The following is a 17,796-nucleotide window of genomic DNA, read 5'->3' as shown; positions in this document are numbered from 1 at the left end:
GAGAGACGGACATGGCTAAGACCCGGCGGCGGCTGCGGTCGAGCACCGTGGTGCTCGGCGGCATGGGAGTGCTCGCGGCGGCCCTGAGCGCCTGCGGCTCGGACCCCGACCGCCGCTGCGTGGACCGCGACAGCTACGACTACATCAACGGCTACAAGGTCGTCGCCGACAAGAACTGCAAGTCGGGCTCGTCCGGCGGCTCGTACGGCAAGGGCGGCAAGAAGAAGGGCGTCGACGACGCCGACTGGTACTACGACGCCGACGTCAGCAACGGCTGGGCCGACGGCGGCACCTTCAGCCGCGAAGAGGCCGTCGACCGCGGCGGCTTCGGCTGCTCCGGCTCCGGCAGCGGCGGCGGCTGAGCCGGGACATGGAACGCCGCACCACCGAGCCCCGCCCCGGCTGGCAGCAGACCGTCGAGGAACAGGGTTGCATCTACCCGCTCACCCGCTACCCCGACGGCTCCCTGCGCCCCTACTGGGACGAGAGCGCCTACTACGTCTTCTCCCTCCCGGAGGTCGAGGCGCTGGAGGAGGTCGTCGAGGAACTCCACCGCATGTGCCTGGCGGCCGCCGGGCACATCGTCACCGCCGGCCGCTTCGCCGACCTCGGCATCACCGACCCGCGCGTGGTCCGGGCGGTCACCGAGGCCTGGCACCGCCGCGCCGAACTCCCCTCCGTCTACGCCCGCTTCGACCTGCGCTACGACGGCACGGGGCCCGCCAAGCTCCTGGAGTACAACGCGGACACCCCGACCTCACTCGTCGAGGCGGCGTCCCCGCAGTGGTTCTGGATGGAGGAGAGCTTCCCCGGCGCCGACCAGTGGAACAGCCTCCACGAGCGCCTGATCGACGCCTGGAAGAAGCAGGCCGCCCTCCTCCCGCCCGGCAGCCCGCTGTACTTCGCGAACTCCGAGGCCGACGAGCTGGGCGAGGACCTGATGACGGTCGCCTACCTCAAGGAGACCGCCGAGCAGGCCGGCCTGGAGACCGAGTGGATCTCCATGGAGGAGATCGGCTGGGACCGCCTGTCCGGCCGCTTCGTCGACGCCAGGCTCCGCTTCATCCGCAGCATCTTCAAGCTCTACCCCTGGGAGTGGCTCACCACCGACCGCTTCGCCGACCACGTCCTGGACACCCTCGACAACGGCGGCGGCACCGGCACCACCCTGTGGATCGAACCCGCCTGGAAGATGCTGCTCAGCAACAAGGCGCTGCTGGCGATCCTCTGGGAGCTGTACCCCGGCCACCCCAACCTCCTCCCGGCCTACCTCGACGGCCCGAGGGAGCTGGCCGGCACGACGGGCTACGTCGCCAAGCCCCTGCTGGGCCGCGAGGGCGCGGGCGTCACGATCCACGAGCCCGGCGCCGCCCCCGTCGTACGGGACGAGCCCTGCTGCTACCAGGAACTGGCCCCGCTGCCCGACTTCGACGGCAACCGCGTCGTCCTGGGCGCGTGGGTGGTGGAGAACGAGTCGGCGGGCCTGGGCATCAGGGAGTCGTCGGGCCTGGTGACGGACGAGTACGCGAGGTTCCTCCCCCACGTGATCCTCTGAAGGAGCCCTGGGGGGAGCGCGCCCGCGCGGACGCTCCCGCATCGCGGACACGGAAGGCACCGGCACAACACACCCGGTACCCTGGGCCCGGGCCGTGACTGGCGCGCAAGGATGGGACGAACCATCGGGAAGCGGTCCGAGCGACGAGTGCCGAGCGCCTGGGCCGACCTGAACGCTGATTCCCACGTCCGGAGGCCCCCGTGTCCGCAGAACTCACCCCCGAGTCCGTCGCCTACCGTGCCGCGCTGCAGGCGATCCGCGCCGTCGAGCCGCGCGTCGCCGACGCCATCGGCCAGGAGGTCGCCGACCAGCGCGAGATGCTCAAGCTGATCGCCTCCGAGAACTACGCCTCCCCGGCCACCCTCCTGGCGATGGGCAACTGGTTCAGCGACAAGTACGCCGAGGGCACCGTCGGCCGCCGCTTCTACGCCGGCTGCCGCAACGTCGACACCGTCGAGTCGCTGGCCGCCGAGCACGCCCGCGAGCTCTTCGGCGCCCGCCACGCCTACGTCCAGCCGCACTCCGGCATCGACGCCAACCTCGTCGCCTTCTGGGCCGTCCTCGGCGCCCGCGTCGAGGTGCCCTTCCTGGAGAAGACCGGCGCCCGCCAGGTCAACGACCTGACCGACGCCGACTGGGCCGAGCTGCGCCGCGCCTTCGGCAACCAGCGCATGCTCGGCATGTCCCTGGACGCCGGCGGCCACCTCACCCACGGCTTCCGCCCGAACATCTCCGGCAAGATGTTCGACCAGCGCTCCTACGGCACCGACCCGGCGACCGGCCTCATCGACTACGAGGCCCTGCGCGCCACGGCCCGCGACTTCAAGCCGCTGATCATCGTCGCCGGCTACTCCGCGTACCCGCGCCTGGTGAACTTCCGGATCATGCGCGAGATCGCCGACGAGGTCGGCGCCACCCTCATGGTCGACATGGCGCACTTCGCGGGCCTCGTCGCGGGCAAGGTGCTCACCGGCGACTTCGACCCGGTCCCGCACGCCCAGATCGTGACGACGACCACCCACAAGTCGCTGCGCGGCCCGCGCGGCGGCATGGTCCTGTGCGACGACTCCCTCAAGGACCAGGTCGACCGCGGCTGCCCGATGGTCCTCGGCGGCCCGCTCCCGCACGTCATGGCCGCCAAGGCCGTCGCCCTCGCCGAGGCCCGGCAGCCCGCCTTCCAGGACTACGCCCAGCGCATCGTCGACAACGCCCGCGCCCTCGCCGAGGGCCTCATGCGGCGTGGCGCCACCCTGGTCACCGGCGGCACCGACAACCACCTCAACCTGATCGACGTGGCGTCCTCCTACGGCCTCACCGGCCGCCAGGCCGAGACCGCCCTCCTCGACTCCGGCATCGTCACCAACCGCAACGCCATCCCCGCCGACCCCAACGGCGCCTGGTACACCTCCGGCATCCGCATCGGCACCCCCGCGCTCACGACGCGCGGCCTGGGCACGGCGGAGATGGACGAGGTCGCGGGCCTCATCGACCGCGTCCTGACCACCACCGAGCCGGGCACCACCAAGTCGGGCGCCCCGTCGAAGGCCTCCCACGTCCTGGACGAGAAGGTGGCACAGGAGATCGCCCAGCGCGCCACGGACCTGGTGCGGGGCTTCCCCCTGTACCCGGAGATCGACCTGGGCTGACGGTCGCCGCCCGGGGGAACGAGCCGCCGGTGGGACCTGAGAGAATGACGGGCATGGCGAATGACCGACCTCGTGTGCTCTCCGGGATCCAGCCCACCGCAGGCTCGTTCCACCTCGGCAACTACCTGGGCGCCGTCCGCCAGTGGGTGGCCCTCCAGGAGTCCCACGACGCGTTCTACATGGTCGTCGACCTGCACGCGATCACGGTCCCGCAGGACCCGAAGGAGCTGCGCGCCAACACCCGGCTCGCCGCCGCCCAGCTGCTGGCCGCCGGACTCGACCCGGACCGCTGCACGCTCTTCGTCCAGAGCCACGTCCCCGAGCACGCCCAGCTCGCCTGGGTCATGAACTGCCTCACCGGCTTCGGCGAGGCGAGCCGCATGACCCAGTTCAAGGACAAGTCCGCCAAGCAGGGTGCCGACCGCGCCTCCGTCGGCCTGTTCACCTACCCGGTCCTCCAGGTCGCCGACATCCTGCTCTACCAGGCCGACGAGGTTCCCGTCGGTGAGGACCAGCGCCAGCACATCGAGCTGACCCGCGACCTGGCCGAGCGCTTCAACGGCCGCTTCGGCGAGGCCTTCACCGTTCCCTCCGCGTACATCCTCAAGGAGACGGCGAAGATCTACGACCTCCAGGACCCGACCGCCAAGATGAGCAAGTCGGCGGCCACCCCCAAGGGCCTGATCAACCTGCTCGACGAGCCGAAGGCCACGGCGAAGAAGGTGAAGAGCGCCGTCACGGACACCGACACCGTGATCCGCTTCGACCGCGAGCACAAGCCCGGGGTCAGCAACCTGCTGTCGATCTACTCCACCCTCACCGGTGCGGCGATCCCGGAGTTGGAACAGAAGTACGAGGGCAAGGGCTACGGCGCCCTGAAGACGGACCTCGCCGAGGTCGTCGTGGAGTTCGTCACCCCCTTCCGGGAGCGCACCCAGCAGTACCTGGACGACCCGGAGACGCTCGACGCGATCCTGGCCAAGGGCGCGGAGAAGGCCCGCGCCGTCGCCACGGAGACCCTCTCCCGGGCGTACGACATGGTGGGTTTCCTGCCCGCCAGGCACTGACCCGCGGCAGCGCCCCGACCACTGCCCCGGCACCCCTCGTGCGCCCCGGCACGCCGCCGTAGCGCTGCACATCACTCCGGTTGCGCCTGCCCCGGGCACGGTCGTGGCCGTACAGTCGATACGCGGGTGTCCGACACAGCGACACACACCGAGTGACACGTGACGACAGGAGACGACGTGGGGACCGTAACGATCGGCGTGTCGATCGCGGTCCCGGAGCCTCACGGCAGCAAGCTCCAGCAGCTGCGCGCGGGCTTCGGCGACGCCGCGGCTCACGGCATCCCCACGCACGTCACCCTGCTGCCGCCGACCGAGGTCGACGGCGGCGCGCTGCCCGCGGTCGAGGCGCACCTGGCGGAGGTGGCGGCGCGCGGCCGGCCCTTCCCGATGCGGCTCTCCGGCACCGGGACCTTCCGCCCGCTGTCACCCGTGGTCTTCGTCCAGGTGGTCGAGGGCGCCGCGTCCTGCTCCTGGCTGCAGAAGCGCGTCCGGGACACCTCCGGGCCGGTCCCCCGCGAACTCCAGTTCCCGTACCACCCGCACGTCACCGTGGCGCACGGCATCGACGAAGCGGCGATGGACCGCGCCTTCGAGGAGCTGTCCGGCTACGAGGCCCAGTGGCCCTGCACCGGCTTCGCGCTCTACGAGCAGGGCGCCGACGGGGTGTGGCGCAAGCTCCGCGAGTTCCCCTTCGGCAGCACCACGGTGCCCCCGCAGGCGGGCCGCGTGGAGAGCGGCTCCCTGCCGGTCCGTTAGGGCCCGTCCGGGGCCCTACACCGGCAGCCGCCGGAACACCGCCCGCGGAAGGTGCCGCAGCGCCGACATCACCACGCGCAGCGCGCCCGGCACCCACACCGTCTCCGAGCGGCGCCGCAGCCCCACCTCGATCGCCGTGGCGACCGCCTCGGGCGTCGTGGCCAGCGGAGCCTCCTCCAGTCCGGCGGTCATCCGCGACCGCACGAACCCGGGGCGTACGACCATGACGTGCACGCCGGTGCCGTGCAGCGCGTCGCCGAGGCCCTGCGCGAAGGCGTCCAGGCCGGCCTTGCTGGAGCCGTAGATGAAGTTGGCGCGGCGGGCCCGCTCCCCGGCCACGGACGAGAGCACCACCAGGGAGCCGTGTCCCTGCGCCTGCAGCGCGCGGGCGCTCACCAGTCCGGCCGAGACCGCGCCGGTGTAGTTGGTCTGCACGACCCGCACCGCGTTCAGCGGCTCGCGTTCGTCGTGCGCCTGGTCGCCCAGCACGCCGAAGGCCAGCAGCACCAGGTCGATGTCGCCCTCGGCGAAGACCTTGCCGAGCACCGCCTCGTGGGACCCGGTCTCGAGCGCGTCGAAGGCGACGGTGCGCACCTCGGCACCGAGGCCGCGCAGCTGCCCGGCCGCCGCGTCCAGGGCGGGGGAGGGGCGGCCGGCCAGCCACACGGTGCGGGTGCGGCGGGCCACCAGCCGGCGTGCGGTGGCGAGCGCGATCTCGGACGTACCGCCGAGGACGAGAAGGGACTGGGGGATGCCGAAGGCGTCCTTCACGACAGCTCCTGGAGGTTTGTGGGGAGGGGCCTGGAGGGGGCGGGAAGCCCGAAGGGGTTCCTAGAGGCCGAGGCGCCGGGACAGGTCCGAGACGAACACCCCGCGCGGGTCCAGCTCCGCGCGCAGCGCGCGGAAGTCGTCCAGGCGCGGATACATCGCGGCGAGCAGCTCGGGCCGCAGCCGGGAGTCCTTGGCGAGGTAGACCCGGCCGCCGGCCCGGGCGACCTCCTCGTCGAGGCCATCGAGGAAGGAGCCGAGGCCCGGCAGGCCCGCCGGGATGTCCAGGGCGAGGGTCCAGCCGGGCACGGGGAAGGAGAGCCAGCCCGGGTCGGCGTCCCCGAAGCGCTTGAGGACGGCGAGGAAGGATGGGCAGCGGTGCTCGCGGATCCGCCGCACGATCCGGCGCAGGGCGTCCTCCCGGCCGTGCCCGACGACGAACTGGTACTGCACGAAGCCGCCGCGGCCGTAGATCCGGTTCCAGTGCGGGACGCCGTCCAGGGGGTGGAAGAAGGTGGAGATCCGCTGGAGCCGGCCGGTACGCCTGCGGGGGGCCTTGCGGTACCAGAGTTCGTTGAACAGCCCCACCGTCGTCCGGCTGAGCAGCCCGTCCGGGACGAGGTCGGGGGCGGCCGGGAGGCGGGAGGTGCGGAAGGCCAGGGGGTCCCGTCGCGCCCGGGAGCCGCGCGGGAGCGCGTCCAGCGGGGCGTGGTCGCCCCGGGTGAGCACCGCGCGGCCGGTCGCCGCGCCACGCGCGAGGAGGTCGATCCAGGCGACCGAGTAGCGGTAGCGGTGGTCGCCGGCCGTCAGGCGGGCCATCAGGTCGTCCAGGTCGGTGGCGCGTTCGGTGTCGACCGACATCAGCGCGGTCTCGACCGGCTGGAGCCGCACGGTCGCGGTGAGGATCACACCGGTCAGGCCCATGCCGCCGGCGGTCGCGTCGAACAGCGGTGTGCCCCGGTCCACGGTGCGGACCCGGCCGTCGGCGGTGAGCAGCTCGAACGACAGGACGTGCCGCGCGAAGGACCCCGACACGTGGTGGTTCTTGCCGTGGATGTCCGCGCCGATCGCGCCGCCGACCGTCACATAGCGGGTGCCGGGCGTCACCGGTACGAACCAGCCGAGCGGCAGCAGCACCTCCATCAGCCGGTGCAGGGAGACCCCCGCGTCGCAGAGCACGGTGCCGCCGTCGGCGTCGATGGCGTGGACGCGGTCCAGGGCCGTCATGTCGAGCACGGCACCTCCCGCGTTCTGCGCGGCGTCCCCGTACGCCCGTCCCAGGCCCCTGGCGATGCCCCCGCGGGCCCCGCAGTCCCGGACGGCGACGGCGGCCTCCTCGTACGTCCGGGGGCGGATCAGCCGGGCGGCGGTCGGCGCGGTGCGGCCCCACCCGGTGACGGGGCCCCAGTCGTCGTCGGGGCCCCAGTCGTCGGGGCCCCACCCGGTGGCGGGGCCCGAGTCGGCGTCGGGAACGGTGTCGGCAGACATGCCGGCGACCGTATCGCCACTATGTGAACGATTAGTTCCAAAACATTCCGCCCGTCCCTGAAACGGGTGATTAATGGTATGTCGCTCGATCCTGCCGGGCTTCCCGTGCCGCAGGGGTGAACAGTGAGTCCACATGGACGACCTCGACGACATGGACCACCGGATCGTGACGGCGCTCAGAGCCTGCGGCACGGACCCGCGCGTGGCCGGTGCCGCGCGCGTCCTGTCCTGGGCCGGGGAGCACGGAGCACTGTGGCTCGCGGCGGGCCTCGCCTCGGCCGCCGTGGACGGCACGCGGCGCGCGGCCTGGCTGCGCGGCACGGCCCTCACCGCGGGGGCACACCTCGTCGGCATGGGCGTGAAGCGCGTCGTGCGCCGCCCACGCCCCACGCACGTCGTACCCCTGGTGCGCACCGCCGGCCGGCACTCCTTCCCCAGCTGCCACGCCACCTCCGCCACGGCGGCCGCCGTCGTCTTCGGCGCGCTCGGCGTGCACGCCGCCTGGCCGCTCGCCGCCGCGGTGTGCGCCTCCCGGCTGGTCACCGGCGTCCACTACCCCTCCGACGTGGCGGCGGGCGCGGCCCTGGGCGCGCTCACGGCCCGGCTCGGCGCCGACTGGATGCGCGGAGGCACCCGTGACTGACACGGCCGTCCTGCGGCAACGGGCACCGGAGCGGCAGCGGGAGCCCGCGCCGCCGCGCAGGGCGGGCGTCCCGGCCGGTCTGCTCAGGACCGCACGCCCCCGCCAGTGGATCAAGAACGTCCTGGTCGTCGCCGCCCCGGCCGCCGCCGGTGAGCTGTTCTCCTGGTACGCCCTCGGCCGGCTCGCCCTGGTCTTCGCCCTGTTCACCGCCTGCTCCGCCGCCGTCTACCTCGTCAACGACGCCCGCGACGCCGAGGCCGACCGCGCCCACCCGGTCAAGCGGCACCGCCCGGTCGCCGCCGGGCAGGTCCCGGTGCCGGTCGCGTACGCCGTCGGCGGGGCCCTGGGCGTCCTCGGGCCCGTCGTCGCGGCCTGGCTGTGCCCGCCGCCCGTCGCGGCCCTGCTGACCGCCTACCTCGCGATGCAACTGGCGTACTGCGTCAGCCTCAAGCACGTCCTGGTCGTCGACCTCGCCGTCGTCACCACCGGTTTCCTGATGCGGGCGATGATCGGCGGACTCGCGCTCGGCATCCCCCTGTCGCGCTGGTTCCTCGTCACGACGGGCTTCGGCGCGCTGTTCATGGTCGCCGCCAAGCGCTACTCCGAAGCCGTCCAGATGGCCGGAAAAGCCGGTGCCACGCGTGCGTTGCTCACCGAGTACACCACCGGCTACCTCCGCTTCGTCTGGCAGCTCGCGGCCGGCGTCGCCGTCCTCGGCTACTGCCTGTGGGCCATGGAGGAGGGCGGCGTCCCGCACACCAGCGTGCTGCCCTGGCGCCAGCTGTCCATGGTCGCCTTCGTCCTCGCCGTCCTGCGCTACGCCGTCTTCGCCGACCGCGGCACCGCCGGCGAACCCGAGGACGTCGTCCTGCGCGACCGGGCGCTCGCCCTGATCGGCGTGGTGTGGGCGGCGATGTACGGCCTGGCGGTGGCCAATTGGTAGACGGCCCCACCAAGGGAACACGGCGCGAGGTGATCGGCTTCGCCGCCGCGGGACTCCTCGCCTACGCCGTCGACCTGGGGCTCTTCACCTGCCTGCGCGGCCCGGTCGGACTCGGCCCGCTCACCGCGAAGACCCTCTCCTTCGTCGCCGGCTGCTCCGTGGCGTACGCGGGCAACGCGCTCGGCACCTACCGGCACACCCGCCCCCGGGGCCTGCGCCCGTGCGCCGTCTTCTTCGCGGTGAACGCCGCCGGTGCCGCCGTACAACTGCTGTGCCTGGCCGTCAGCCACTACGGCCTCGGCCTCACCTCCCAGCGTGCCGACACGGTCTCCGGCGCGGGAATCGGCATGGTCCTGGCCACGATCCTGCGTTTCTGGGGCACACGGACACTGGTCTTCCGCACCGGGGCCGGAACCGGTGGCGAGACGGGATCATGGACCGGGACGAGCGGGGGCAGGGTCGGATCATGGACTGGCTGAAGAAGCTCCCCGTGGTGGGGCCGTGGGCGGCACGGCTGATGACCACGCACGCGTGGCGCTCGTACGAGCGGCTGGACCGGGTGAAGTGGACGCGCCTGGCCGCCGCGATGACCTTCACCAGCTTCGTCGCGCTCTTCCCGCTGCTCAGCCTGGCCGCGGCCGTCGCCGCCGCCACGCTCAGCGAGGACCAGCAGGGCCGGCTCCAGGACACGATCGCCGAGCAGATCCCCGGCATCTCCGACCAGCTGAACATCCAGGGCCTGATCGACAACGCCGGCACCGTCGGCCTCATCTCCGGCGCCCTGCTGCTGTTCACCGGCGTCGGCTGGGTCGACGCCACCCGGGGCTGCCTGCGCGCCGTCTGGGAGCTGCCCGACGAGGAGGAGAACCCCGTCCTGCACCGGGCCAAGGACGCGGGCGTCCTCGTCGGTCTCGGCGGCGCGCTCCTGGTCACCGTCGGCATCTCCACCGTGGCCTCGGCGCTGGTCGGCTGGATCATCGGCCGGCTGGGTCTCGACGGCGGCATCGGCGGTGTGCTGCTCTACGTCGCCGCGTTCGCCGTCGCCGTGCTCGCCGACTTCCTCCTGCTGCTGTACGTGCTGACCCTGCTTCCCGGCGTCCAGCCCGCGCGCCGCCGCCTGATGCGGGCCGCACTGATCGGCGCGATCGGCTTCGAGCTGCTGAAACTGCTGCTGAGCGGCTACGTGCAGGGCGTCGCCGCGAAGAGCATGTACGGCGCCTTCGGCGTCCCCGTCGCCCTGCTGCTGTGGATCAACTTCACCTCGAAGCTGGTGCTGTTCTGCGCCTCCTGGACGGCGACGGGAAGCAAGGAGGAAGAAGTGGACGAAGCGGGGGAGCGGGACGTCACGGGCGCGTCCGGCGACGGACCAGGTCCGGCAGCGGCCACTTCCGGTTGACCAGGAACACGCCGCCCGCGAGCAGGACCAGCAGCCCGGCGGTGATGCCGGCCGCGATGCCGATGCCGCCGGAGCCGTCCGCGGCCGGGGCGCCCGCCACCGGCTTCGTGCCCGCCCCGCCCTCGCCGGCGCCGCCCGCCTCCCCGGAGGGGCCGGCGCCCGGCTGGGAGCTCGCCTGCGCGGCGCTCTTCGGCGGCACCAGCTCACCCACCGGCCGCACCTTGCCGGCCGCCTTGAAGCCCCAGTCGAAGAGCCGGGAGGTCTCCTTGTAGACCTCGTTGTGCTCGTCCTTCGCCGGGTTCATGACCGTGACGAGCAGCACCTTGCCGCCCTGCTCGGCGACGCCCGTGAAGGTGTAGCCCGCGTTGGTGGTGTATCCGTTCTTCACGCCGGCGATGCCCGGGTAGACGGAGACGTCCGAGTCGCCGGCGAGCAGCCGGTTGGTGTTCTGGATCTCGAAGGGCGTGCGGGACGTCTTGCCCTTCTTGTCCTTCTTCGTCTCGCCCGGGAACTTCGCGCGGACCGTCGAGGCGTACTCGCGGAAGTCCTTCTTCTGCAGCCCCGAGCGGGCGAACAGGGTCAGGTCGTACGCGGAGGAGACCTGTCCCGGCGCGTCGTAGCCGTCGGGGCTGACCACGGTCGTGTCGAGGGCCTGCAGTTCCTCGGCGTGCTCGTTCATGTCCTTGACGGTCTGGTCGACACCGCCGTTCATCGCGGACAGCACGTGCACCGCGTCGTTGCCGGAGCGCAGGAAGACACCGAGCCACAGGTCGTGGACGGTGTACGTCTCCTTTTCCTTGATGCCGACCATGCTGGAGCCGGCGCCGAGACCGGCGAGGTCGGAGGGGGCGACCGTGTGCTTGGCCGTCTTCGGCCACTTCGGCAGCAGCGTGTCGGCGAACAGCATCTTCAGCGTGCTCGCCGGGGCCAGCCGCCAGTGCGCGTTGTGCGCGGCGAGCACGTCACCGGACTCGGCGTCGGCCACGATCCACGAGCGGGCGGTGAGGTCCTTCGGCAGCACGGGCGCCCCGCCGGCCAGATCCACCTGCGTCCCGGGCTTCCCGAGCCGGGCGCCGCCCACGGCCGACATCGACGCGGGGGGAGTGGCGGAGGGGCTGGCCGAGGGACCGGCCGGCGGGCTCGCCGGAGGGCTCGGGGCGGCGAGCGCGGCGGGGGAGAGGAGCGCGAGAGCGGTCACGGCGGCGGAGGCGACCGACAGGGATCGCCTGACGGCCTTCTTGGGTGCGGGCACGAGCGAGAACGTACCGCCCGCGAGCGGCGCGGTCCCACCCCCCTCCCCACCCCGGGCACGGATCCGGACACCCGGCGGCGATACTGGGTGCATGAAGCTCAGCCGCCCCGTCTCCTGGTTCCTGCTCGCTTTCGGGGTGTGGAGCTGGATCATCTGGATCACTTTCGTCAAAAATCTGATCAAGGACAGCAGTGGGCTCGCGTTCGAGGACGGCGACCCCACGGCGTACTTCTGGGTGCACCTGCTGCTCGCCGTCGTCTCCTTCGTATTGGGGACGGCCGTCGGGGTCATCGGGTTGCGCTCGCTGCGCGCACTGCGCCGAAGGTCATAGGCGTCACGGACGCCACAACCGAGGGGATACGACGGCATGGTGGTCGTCTACGCGCTTGTCGCGCTGGCAGTGGTGAGCGTCCTCGTGGCGTCCAACTGGTACGTGTGGAGGCGCTTGTTCCGCGACACGACCCGGGGCCCCGGCCCCGTGCGCCGCATCGGCGTGGTGGTGATCGCCGGGGGCTGGGTGCTGGCCGTGGGCGCGCTGGTCGCCAGGCGGGTGGCCCCCTTCTGGCTCGAGCGCGTCGTGGCCTGGCCGGGCTACCTGTGGCTGGCCCTGTGCCTCTACCTGGTGCTGGCGCTGCTCGTGGGCGAGGCCGTCCGCCCGCTGCTGCGGCGCTTCCTGGAGCGCCGGGCGGCCGCGCGGCAGGCGGTGGCCGAGCCGGAGCCGGAGCCGCTGAGGTCCCCGGCCGTGGACACGGAGCGCATACCGGCCGGAACGGCCCCGCCCAAGACACCCGAGACACCCGAGACATCCGGGATACCCGAGACGCCGGCCGCCCCCGGCGCCCCGGCCGACGGCACGCCCGAGAGCCCGCTCGCCCTGCCCTCCCGCCGTCTCTTCGTCTCCCGGGTCGTCGCCGGTGCCGCCGCCGCGGCGGCCGTCGGGACGGTCGGCTACGGCACGTACGGCGTGCTGAACGGCCCGACGGTGAAGCGGGTCACCGTGCCGCTGGCCAAGCTCCCGCGCGCGGCGCACGGCTACCGCATCGCCGTGGTCAGCGACATCCACCTCGGCCCGGTGCTCGGCCGGGGCTTCGCGCAGAAGGTCGTCGACACGATCAACTCCACGCAGCCCGACCTCATCGCCGTGGTCGGCGACCTGGTGGACGGCAGCGTGAAGGACCTCGGCCCGGCGGCGGCGCCGCTGGCCCAGCTGAAGGCCCGGCACGGCGCGTACTTCGTCACCGGCAACCACGAGTACTTCTCCGGCGCCGAGCAGTGGGTCGCCGAGGTGCGGCGGCTCGGGCTGCTCCCGCTGGAGAACGCCCGCACCGAGCTGCCCCACTTCGACCTCGCCGGCGTCAACGACGTGGCGGGCGAGGAGGAGGGCCAGGGCCCCGACTACGCCAAGGCCCTCGGTGACCGGGACCGGGCCCGCGCGTGTGTGCTGCTCGCCCACCAGCCGGTGCAGATCCACGACGCCGTCGACCACGGCGTCGACCTCCAGCTCTCCGGCCACACCCACGGCGGCCAGCTCTGGCCGGGCAGCCTCATCGCGGGCGCTGCCAACCCGACGGTGGCGGGCCTGGAGAGCTACGGCGACACCCAGCTCTACGTCAGCCGCGGCGCGGGCGCCTGGGGCCCGCCCACGCGCGTGGGGGCGGAGTCGGACATCACGGTGATCGAGCTGGCCTCACCGAAGGCCTAGGACCTGCCCTGCGGGCCCTCCTCGGGGGCGTCGTCCCCGGGGGTGTCCGCGGGGGCGTCCGCGGGGGGCGCCGTCCTCTTCGCCGGGTCCGGGAGCGCCTTGGTCATCCCGGGCAGGAAGTCCGTGAACAGTTCGTGCACTTCGCGCACCAGCGGGCGCAGCACCCGGAAGCGGGCCAGCGCGACGCCCCGCGCGGTGAGCCGGGCGCCGCGTTCCGCGAGGCGGTAGCTGCGCTCGCGTCCCTCCGTGCGGTCGAAGATCCAGTACAGGCAGAGGCCCATCTGGGAGAGCCACATCAACTCGGGGAGGACGTCCCGCAGTTCCGCGTGCACCTTGGTCTTCGCCCCCGCCAGGACCTGCCGGTGGATGTTGATGGCCTCCACGCGCGCGTGCTCCGACTCCGGGGAGAAGGGGCTGAGCGGGCTGTCCGGGTCGGCCGCGTTCTTGAAGAACTGCACGGCGAACTCGTGGTACGGCGTCGCGATGTCCAGCCAGACCTTCAGCACGCCCCCCAGCCGTGCCTCCAGGTCGGTCTCCCGGGCCAGGACCTCCCGGACCGCCGCCTGGTGTTCGGCGGCGATCCGGTCGTAGAAGCCCTGGATCAGGTGCTCCTTGCCGGCGAAGTAGTAGTACGCGTTGCCGACGGAGACCCCGGCCTCCTGGGCGATGGCCCGCATGGTGGTCCGGTCGTAACCGCGTTCCTGGAAGAGCCGCATGGCCGTCTCCAGGATCAGCGCGCGGGTCTGTTCGGACTTGCTGAGGGTGGCTCCGTCGTCGGGGCCGTCGTTCTTCGCAGGCACGGGACCAGAGCCTAACGAGTGGCGCAGGTGCCGTCGTCACAGCCGGGCCCGAGGTACGTCCACCCGAGGCGCGGCTCGTAGGCCCACCCGTCGGCCCGGCGGTACCCCTTGCCGCCCCACTGGCGCTGCCCGTCCCGCCACTTGGCGGCGGCCAGGACGGCACCGCGGGCCAGTCTCGCCCCGGTGGGCGTACTGAGCCGGTGGGCCAGTGGCCGGTGTTCGCGCAGCGCCCACAGGACGACGATCCAGGCGGCGGCGCCCCGGTAGACCTGGCCGGCGTCGCCCACGGCGGTCACCTCGTCGAGGGTGGTCGAGTGGTCGAGGCCGGGAAAGCGCCGGCGTGCCTCGTCCGACCCGGCCGGGACCGGCTCGAGCGGCACCAGCCGCGGCTGCCGCAGCAGCCAGTCCCGTACGTGGGTGCACAGGGAGCACTCGGCGTCGTAGAGGACGGTGAGCCGGCGCACCGGGGCTGCGGCCGTCGGGGGAGCGGGTGCCATCGGCTCAGGCACCGGCCGTGGGGGCCACCCAGGCCTGCGGCGGGACCGGCGGGACCTGTTCCCGCTCCATCATCCCCCGCCGCCGGATCCGGTTGAGCACGTACACGTTGCCCAGGTGCATCACGCCGAGCACCAGGAGCACCACGCCCAGTTTGGTCGAGAGCGCCTCGAAGATCTGGCGGGTGTCGGCGATGGTGTCGTCGCCGCTCAGGTAGAGGGCGACGAAGCCGAGGTTGACGAGGTAGAAGCCGACCACGAGGAGGTGGTTGACGGCGTCGGCGAGCTTCTCGTTGCCGTGCAGCACGTCGGCGAGGAAGACCCGGCCGTTGCGGCTGAGCGTGCGGGCCACCCAGACGGTCAGGCCGATGCTGACCAGCAGGTAGATGACGTAGGCGATGACGGTGCGGTCCATGCCCCACCCCTTCTTGAACGCGTTCAAAACGCTGACGGAGCAGACTCTAGACCTGTTTTTGAACGCGTTCAAGAGAGCTTTGGGGGTGCGGCCGAGCTTTCGGGGTTGCGGTGGTTCAGGGGCGGCGGCCCAGCTCCGGCCGCTTCGAGTAGTCCGTGAGTCCGATGACGTTGCCCCACGGGTCGGCGAACTCCACGGTCCAGCCGGTGGCGACGGGGAAGGGTTCGTCGAGCGGCTCCACCCCCGCGTCGCGCAGTGCCCGGGCGGCGGTGCGGGCGTCCGGCACCTCCAGCCACACCCGTGCGGAGGGCCACGGCGGCGGCCGGCGTCCGAACTCCTCCTCCACCCGCAGCAGGAGGCCCGGCGTCTCGCCGCCGGCCTTCAGCAGGGCGATCCCGGCCTCGTCGAGCCGGAAGGCGACCGGAAAGCCGGCCCGCTCGTAGAAGCCGACGGCCTCGGCGAGGTCGCCGACGGGCAGCAGGACGTTGTCGAACCCGAGCAGTTCGTACGACTCATGATCTGACATGACGTCACATTAGGTGCGCGCGACGCGAAGTGGGCCGGACCCGCGCTGGGGCGGCGAAGGGGTCACCCGCCCGGGCGGACGGCCGCTCTCGGGCCCCGACTTCTCTTTGTCCGCCTGTTCCTACAGTATGTCCGGCAGTTTCCCGTACCTTCCAGGAGTGACACCACCGTGAGCGAGCAGCCGCAGAAGCCGCACCAGCCCCCGGGTTACGGCTACCCGAACCAGGCCCCCGGCGCGGCCGGCCAGGCAGGCCCCTACGGCTACCCGCAGGGCGGCTACCAGCAGCCCCCCGGTGGCTACCAGGCGCCCGGCTACCAGCAGACGCCCGGCTACCAGCAGACGCCCGGCTACCAGCAGGCGCCCGGCTACTACGCCGCCGACCCCAATGCGCCCTACGGCTACGACCCCTACGGGCGCCCGTACTCCGACAAGTCGAAGATCATCACCGGAGTGCTCCAGCTCTTCCTCGGCACCTTCGGCATCGGCCGCTTCTACGTCGGCTCCGTCGGCGTCGGCATCGCCCAGCTGCTCACCTGCGGCGGACTCGGCTTCTGGGCGCTGATCGACGGCATCATCTACCTCGTCAGCAACGACCGGACGGACGCCCAGGGGCGGGTCCTGCGTGGTTGACGCGGTCCGTCCCGCACGGGACGGAGCGGCTCGCCTGCTGCGGCGCCCCGCGGTGGCACCCCTCGCGGTGCTCGCCGCGGGCGCCGCGGGCGCCGGGTACCTGTGGTTCACCGACCCGCACGATTCCGGCCACCTGCTGCCCCAGTGCCCGTTCCGGTACGTCACCGGACTGCTGTGCCCGGCCTGCGGCGGCACGCGCATGACGTACGACCTGATGCACGGTCAGTTCGCCGCGGCCTGGCTGGACAACCGAGCCCTGCTGCTCGCCGCGCCGTTCGCGCTGGCGCTGTGGGGCCGCTGGACGGTGGAAGGCCTGCGCGGCCGCTCCTGGAGGCCCCGGATCGCCCCGTGGGCGCAGGCGCTGATCCTGCTGGCGGCGGTGGCCTGGACGGTGGTCCGCAACCTCGTCTGAGCCGGCGCGGCAGCGCGGCGCCATGGCGGTGTGCCGCCGCGGTAACGATCGACGGATCGACAGATCACGGAATGGGAACGTTCGATCAGAACCACTCCCACCTGCCCCACCAGCCTCTTTATGCTCCTCACGCACAGGGGGGACGGCCACGGCAGTGCGTGGGCCGCCGTGCACGGTCGGTGTGCGATCAGCGGTGCTCCTTCCTGGCCCCCGGGCGATCCGTCCCGGCCCGTCCCACATCTCCCCAGGAGCACCACCATGACCGTTCCCCCGCATGCCGCCGCGCCCTTCGGCGTCGACCCGCAGGGCCGTCCGTACTCGGACAAGTCGAAGATCGTCGCGGGTATCCTCCAGCTGTTCCTGGGCACCCTGGGCATCGGCCGCTTCTACGTCGGCTCCGTCGGCGTCGGCGTCGCCCAGCTGCTGACCTGCGGCGGCCTGGGCTTCTGGGCGCTGATCGACGGCATCATCTTCCTGGTCAGCAACGAGCGCACCGACAAGGAAGGCCGTCCGCTGCGCGGCTGACCCCGACGTGACAGGGCCTGGGACCGCTCCCCGCGGCCGTACGGCCGAGGGCCCTGACCGGCGCTGAAGACAGAACAAGGCGGCACCACCGATCGACGCGGTGGTGCCGCCGCCCGTTGGAACGGGCCCGCGGCCGTCAGTCCTGGCCGGGCGCGGTCCTGTGCCGTCCGGCGGCGAGGACCTCGGCGACGTCCAGGGCGACCTCGGCGCCGAGGGAGCCGGGGAGGGTGACCCGCTCGCCGGGGGAGTGGACGCGGTGGGTGGTGTAGTCGCCTCCGTCCGGGCCGGTGAGGACGTGGAGGCGGTCGTGCCTGCGGTTGACGATCACGTACACCGGGATCTTGGCCTCGGCGTAGGTGGCGACCTTGGTCCGCAGGTCGGTCTCGTAGTTGCTGGAGGTGACCTCCAGGACGAGGCGGAAGCAGACCGGGTCATAGCAGTTGAACTCGACGAAGTGGGCGTCGAGGTCCGCGTCCACCACCGCGAGGTCGGGGATGGCGTAGTCCTCGGTGCCGGTGGGCAGCCAGAGCCCGACGCCCTGGAGGACTTCGGTGGGACCGTCGTCCAGTCCTGCTGCGACGAAGGGGCGCATGAGCTTGGTCAGGACGCGCGCGTGCGGGCCGTCCGGCGGCGGGGACACGAGGATCTGATCTCCGATGATCTCGACGCGGTAGCCCGGATTGCGGTCCATGAGGCGGTTCGCCTGCGTGATTAGCGGACGCGAGCCGAGGTGCCGCTCGACGGATGCTGCGGACATCACGTGCCTCCCAGGGGCTGG

At 72.4% G+C, this 17,796-nt stretch carries 22 protein-coding genes and 1 riboswitch; of the genes, 14 read left to right on the top strand and 8 right to left on the bottom strand.

Going from position 1 to position 17,796, the window contains the following annotated elements:
• Window positions 1-11 precede the first annotated feature (11 nt).
• The 5 genes from ACP4J0_RS03620 (at window position 12) to ACP4J0_RS03600 (ending at window position 5,024) form a co-directional block, all read left to right on the top strand.
• A complete protein-coding gene (locus tag ACP4J0_RS03620; protein ID WP_426597139.1) occupies window positions 12-362 on the top strand; it encodes a hypothetical protein in 351 nt (116 codons plus the stop codon).
• An 8-nt stretch (window positions 363-370) separates the two neighbouring features.
• Window positions 371-1,555 carry a glutathionylspermidine synthase family protein gene (locus ACP4J0_RS03615; protein WP_426597138.1) on the top strand — a complete coding sequence of 395 codons (1,185 nt, stop codon included), beginning with the start codon at window positions 371-373 and terminating at the stop codon, window positions 1,553-1,555.
• 84 nt (window positions 1,556-1,639) lie between these two features.
• A riboswitch (ZMP/ZTP riboswitch) is annotated at window positions 1,640-1,726 on the top strand.
• A 29-nt stretch (window positions 1,727-1,755) separates the two neighbouring features.
• Window positions 1,756-3,201 carry a glycine hydroxymethyltransferase gene (locus tag ACP4J0_RS03610; RefSeq protein ID WP_426597137.1) on the top strand — a complete coding sequence of 482 codons (1,446 nt, stop codon included), beginning with the start codon at window positions 1,756-1,758 and terminating at the stop codon, window positions 3,199-3,201.
• A 53-nt stretch (window positions 3,202-3,254) separates the two neighbouring features.
• Window positions 3,255-4,268: a tryptophan--tRNA ligase gene (trpS, locus tag ACP4J0_RS03605; protein WP_426597136.1), complete on the top strand. Its 1,014-nt coding sequence runs from the start codon at window positions 3,255-3,257 to the stop codon at window positions 4,266-4,268.
• A gap of 177 nt (window positions 4,269-4,445) precedes the next feature.
• Window positions 4,446-5,024, top strand: a complete 579-nt coding sequence (locus ACP4J0_RS03600; RefSeq protein WP_426597135.1) for a 2'-5' RNA ligase family protein — start codon at window positions 4,446-4,448, stop codon at window positions 5,022-5,024.
• A 15-nt stretch (window positions 5,025-5,039) separates the two neighbouring features.
• Here ACP4J0_RS03600 and ACP4J0_RS03595 read toward each other — a convergent pair whose 3' ends face one another.
• The gene (locus ACP4J0_RS03595) at window positions 5,040-5,795 is read right to left on the bottom strand and encodes a decaprenylphospho-beta-D-erythro-pentofuranosid-2-ulose 2-reductase (protein ID WP_426597134.1); all 756 of its coding nucleotides are present in this window, start codon (window positions 5,793-5,795) and stop codon (window positions 5,040-5,042) included.
• A gap of 60 nt (window positions 5,796-5,855) precedes the next feature.
• A complete protein-coding gene (locus ACP4J0_RS03590; RefSeq protein ID WP_426597133.1) occupies window positions 5,856-7,280 on the bottom strand; it encodes an FAD-binding protein in 1,425 nt (474 codons plus the stop codon).
• A 133-nt stretch (window positions 7,281-7,413) separates the two neighbouring features.
• On the opposite strand from ACP4J0_RS03590, the gene ACP4J0_RS03585 reads away from it, so the two are divergent.
• The 4 genes from ACP4J0_RS03585 to ACP4J0_RS03570 are packed head-to-tail and all read left to right on the top strand — an operon-like array spanning window position 7,414 to window position 10,262.
• Window positions 7,414-7,923, top strand: coding sequence for a phosphatase PAP2 family protein (locus ACP4J0_RS03585; protein WP_426597132.1), 510 nt, complete (start codon window positions 7,414-7,416; stop codon window positions 7,921-7,923).
• Entirely contained in the window at window positions 7,916-8,866 is a 951-nt protein-coding gene (locus ACP4J0_RS03580) for a decaprenyl-phosphate phosphoribosyltransferase (protein ID WP_426597131.1), read from the top strand. Before ACP4J0_RS03585 ends, ACP4J0_RS03580 begins: the two co-directional genes overlap by 8 nt.
• Entirely contained in the window at window positions 8,860-9,345 is a 486-nt protein-coding gene (locus ACP4J0_RS03575) for a GtrA family protein (protein ID WP_426597130.1), read from the top strand. The genes ACP4J0_RS03580 and ACP4J0_RS03575 overlap by 7 nt, the downstream gene beginning before the upstream one ends.
• Window positions 9,333-10,262 (top strand): YihY/virulence factor BrkB family protein, encoded by a 930-nt coding sequence (locus ACP4J0_RS03570; protein WP_426597129.1) that lies wholly within the window; start codon window positions 9,333-9,335, stop codon window positions 10,260-10,262. The genes ACP4J0_RS03575 and ACP4J0_RS03570 overlap by 13 nt, the downstream gene beginning before the upstream one ends.
• On the opposite strand, the gene ACP4J0_RS03565 is transcribed toward ACP4J0_RS03570, so the two are convergent.
• Window positions 10,210-11,514: a D-alanyl-D-alanine carboxypeptidase family protein gene (locus tag ACP4J0_RS03565; protein ID WP_426597128.1), complete on the bottom strand. Its 1,305-nt coding sequence runs from the start codon at window positions 11,512-11,514 to the stop codon at window positions 10,210-10,212. The genes ACP4J0_RS03570 and ACP4J0_RS03565 overlap by 53 nt on opposite strands.
• A gap of 91 nt (window positions 11,515-11,605) precedes the next feature.
• Between ACP4J0_RS03565 and ACP4J0_RS03560 the strand changes: the two genes are divergently transcribed.
• The gene (locus ACP4J0_RS03560) at window positions 11,606-11,845 is read left to right on the top strand and encodes an SCO4848 family membrane protein (RefSeq protein WP_426597127.1); all 240 of its coding nucleotides are present in this window, start codon (window positions 11,606-11,608) and stop codon (window positions 11,843-11,845) included.
• 36 nt (window positions 11,846-11,881) lie between these two features.
• Window positions 11,882-13,216: a metallophosphoesterase gene (locus ACP4J0_RS03555; RefSeq protein ID WP_426597126.1), complete on the top strand. Its 1,335-nt coding sequence runs from the start codon at window positions 11,882-11,884 to the stop codon at window positions 13,214-13,216.
• Here ACP4J0_RS03555 and ACP4J0_RS03550 read toward each other — a convergent pair.
• The 4 genes from ACP4J0_RS03550 to ACP4J0_RS03535 form a co-directional block, all read right to left on the bottom strand.
• Entirely contained in the window at window positions 13,213-14,016 is an 804-nt protein-coding gene (locus ACP4J0_RS03550; protein WP_426597125.1) for a TetR/AcrR family transcriptional regulator, read from the bottom strand. The genes ACP4J0_RS03555 and ACP4J0_RS03550 overlap by 4 nt on opposite strands.
• Before the next feature lie 11 nt (window positions 14,017-14,027).
• Complete coding sequence (locus tag ACP4J0_RS03545) at window positions 14,028-14,513, bottom strand: thiol-disulfide oxidoreductase DCC family protein (RefSeq protein WP_426597124.1); 486 nt, start codon at window positions 14,511-14,513, stop codon at window positions 14,028-14,030.
• 4 nt (window positions 14,514-14,517) lie between these two features.
• Window positions 14,518-14,925, bottom strand: coding sequence for a hypothetical protein (locus ACP4J0_RS03540; protein WP_426597123.1), 408 nt, complete (start codon window positions 14,923-14,925; stop codon window positions 14,518-14,520).
• 115 nt (window positions 14,926-15,040) lie between these two features.
• Entirely contained in the window at window positions 15,041-15,451 is a 411-nt protein-coding gene (locus ACP4J0_RS03535; protein WP_426597122.1) for a VOC family protein, read from the bottom strand.
• Between the two features lie 168 nt (window positions 15,452-15,619).
• Here ACP4J0_RS03535 and ACP4J0_RS03530 point away from each other — a divergent pair, with 168 nt between their 5' ends.
• The 3 genes from ACP4J0_RS03530 (at window position 15,620) to ACP4J0_RS03520 (ending at window position 17,018) form a co-directional block, all read left to right on the top strand.
• The gene (locus ACP4J0_RS03530) at window positions 15,620-16,081 is read left to right on the top strand and encodes a TM2 domain-containing protein (protein WP_426597121.1); all 462 of its coding nucleotides are present in this window, start codon (window positions 15,620-15,622) and stop codon (window positions 16,079-16,081) included.
• Window positions 16,074-16,493 carry a DUF2752 domain-containing protein gene (locus ACP4J0_RS03525; protein WP_426597120.1) on the top strand — a complete coding sequence of 140 codons (420 nt, stop codon included), beginning with the start codon at window positions 16,074-16,076 and terminating at the stop codon, window positions 16,491-16,493. Before ACP4J0_RS03530 ends, ACP4J0_RS03525 begins: the two co-directional genes overlap by 8 nt.
• A 258-nt stretch (window positions 16,494-16,751) precedes the next feature.
• Window positions 16,752-17,018, top strand: a complete 267-nt coding sequence (locus tag ACP4J0_RS03520) for a TM2 domain-containing protein (protein WP_426597119.1) — start codon at window positions 16,752-16,754, stop codon at window positions 17,016-17,018.
• A gap of 136 nt (window positions 17,019-17,154) precedes the next feature.
• Here ACP4J0_RS03520 and ACP4J0_RS03515 read toward each other — a convergent pair whose 3' ends face one another.
• Complete coding sequence (locus ACP4J0_RS03515; protein ID WP_426597118.1) at window positions 17,155-17,775, bottom strand: Uma2 family endonuclease; 621 nt, start codon at window positions 17,773-17,775, stop codon at window positions 17,155-17,157.
• Between the last annotated feature and the right edge of the window lie 21 nt (window positions 17,776-17,796).

This window comes from Streptomyces sp. WG7 (assembly GCF_049975785.1).
Classification (GTDB): Bacteria; Actinomycetota; Actinomycetes; order Streptomycetales; family Streptomycetaceae; genus Streptomyces.
This window is presented reverse-complemented; position numbering and strand designations above follow the sequence as displayed.

Excerpts from the sequence above, each read along its gene's own strand:
- ACP4J0_RS03520 (WP_426597119.1), top strand. The coding sequence starts at position 16,752 with ATGACCGTTCCCCCGCATGCCGCCGCGCCCTTCGGCGTCGACCCGCAG.
- ACP4J0_RS03540 (WP_426597123.1), bottom strand. The coding sequence starts at position 14,925 with ATGGACCGCACCGTCATCGCCTACGTCATCTACCTGCTGGTCAGCATC.
- ACP4J0_RS03590 (WP_426597133.1), bottom strand. The coding sequence starts at position 7,280 with ATGTCTGCCGACACCGTTCCCGACGCCGACTCGGGCCCCGCCACCGGG.
- ACP4J0_RS03560 (WP_426597127.1), top strand. The coding sequence starts at position 11,606 with ATGAAGCTCAGCCGCCCCGTCTCCTGGTTCCTGCTCGCTTTCGGGGTG.
- ACP4J0_RS03535 (WP_426597122.1), bottom strand. The coding sequence starts at position 15,451 with ATGTCAGATCATGAGTCGTACGAACTGCTCGGGTTCGACAACGTCCTG.
- ACP4J0_RS03515 (WP_426597118.1), bottom strand. The coding sequence starts at position 17,775 with ATGTCCGCAGCATCCGTCGAGCGGCACCTCGGCTCGCGTCCGCTAATC.
- trpS (WP_426597136.1), top strand. The coding sequence starts at position 3,255 with ATGGCGAATGACCGACCTCGTGTGCTCTCCGGGATCCAGCCCACCGCA.
- ACP4J0_RS03585 (WP_426597132.1), top strand. The coding sequence starts at position 7,414 with ATGGACGACCTCGACGACATGGACCACCGGATCGTGACGGCGCTCAGA.
- ACP4J0_RS03615 (WP_426597138.1), top strand. The coding sequence starts at position 371 with ATGGAACGCCGCACCACCGAGCCCCGCCCCGGCTGGCAGCAGACCGTC.
- ACP4J0_RS03545 (WP_426597124.1), bottom strand. The coding sequence starts at position 14,513 with ATGGCACCCGCTCCCCCGACGGCCGCAGCCCCGGTGCGCCGGCTCACC.
- ACP4J0_RS03570 (WP_426597129.1), top strand. The coding sequence starts at position 9,333 with ATGGACTGGCTGAAGAAGCTCCCCGTGGTGGGGCCGTGGGCGGCACGG.
- ACP4J0_RS03620 (WP_426597139.1), top strand. The coding sequence starts at position 12 with ATGGCTAAGACCCGGCGGCGGCTGCGGTCGAGCACCGTGGTGCTCGGC.
- ACP4J0_RS03555 (WP_426597126.1), top strand. The coding sequence starts at position 11,882 with ATGGTGGTCGTCTACGCGCTTGTCGCGCTGGCAGTGGTGAGCGTCCTC.